The following is a 1,094-nucleotide window of genomic DNA, read 5'->3' as shown; positions in this document are numbered from 1 at the left end:
GCGCCCGATTGCAGTAAATCAACTTTAAATTCCCGTAAAGATATTTAGCCAGTCTTCCGTACAAAGCACTTTTTTTCTTCCGGCATCTAACTTCACTTTCTTACCAATAGCTAGTGGATGCATTGGGTGGGTATGACACGTATCAAATTCAGCTAAAATCGGTATATCCCGTCCATCCAATTGCTCTATCAGTAAGTCCAACGGCTGTTTGCCCGTGCCCAAATCATCATATTGTTCATGTTTTCCTAAGATAATACCAGCGACTTTATCGAAAATGCCATGTACTTTTAACATGGCAAAGTTTTTTTCAACAACTGAAGCAGTTTTCATGCAATCTTCAATCAATAAAATATCGCCTTGCTCAATTGCTGGGAAATAAGGTGAACCGATGAATCCGTAAATGGCATTCACATTACCACCCATCAGTCTTCCCTCCGCAACTCCGCTATGACCAGTAATCCATTCATTTTTGTAAAGCTTTTTCTCTGTCGTTTTTTCCAGCCAGTTTACTGGTTCATCTGACCAAAAAGGGGGAGTTGGTACTTCATAAGGAAGCTCATTCTTTTGCATAAAATATTGTTCAAAATAACGATATGTATCATTTACCAAAGGTTCAAATTCACCAAAGGAAGGAACTAAGGCAGGACCATAATATGTTGAGATACCTGTTTTTGCATAGAGAGCAAGTAAGACAGCGGTTGCATCCGAATATCCGACCACTAGCTTAGGGTTTTGTTTAAATGCCTTATAATCAATATATGGCAACATACTGTTTGAGTTTGTCCCACCAATAGTGGACATTATCAACTTTACGCTCGGATTTCTTATTAACTCATTTAATTCTTCTGCACGTTCTTTAGGTGATCCTGAACGATATCCATTCTTCTTTCCTGTTAATTTTCCTTCTGCGATTGCAAAACCTTTTGCTTCTAGAAAAGATTTTGCCCGTTCAAAGCGCTGTTTTGCTGTAACTGTTGCAGGGGAAGATGGTGTAAATATGCCAATGGTATCTCCCTTTCTTAATGGTTCCATAAGAATGTATTCACCTCTTTAAAATTCTAGTTTCATAAAGATATTGCTCGACAATCTGGCCC

1 protein-coding gene is annotated in these 1,094 nt (G+C 38.6%); it reads right to left on the bottom strand.

What is annotated here, in order from left to right; translation table 11 throughout:
* Nucleotides 1-24: 24 nt before the first annotated feature.
* Complete coding sequence (locus KSU66_RS21315; RefSeq protein WP_269053464.1) at nucleotides 25-1,032, bottom strand: S66 family peptidase; 1,008 nt, start codon at nucleotides 1,030-1,032, stop codon at nucleotides 25-27.
* Nucleotides 1,033-1,094: the final 62 nt, after the last annotated feature.

The organism is Sporosarcina sp. G11-34 (assembly GCF_026931025.1).
Note: the sequence above shows the minus strand (reverse complement) of the source record. Positions and strands in the feature narration are given on the sequence as shown.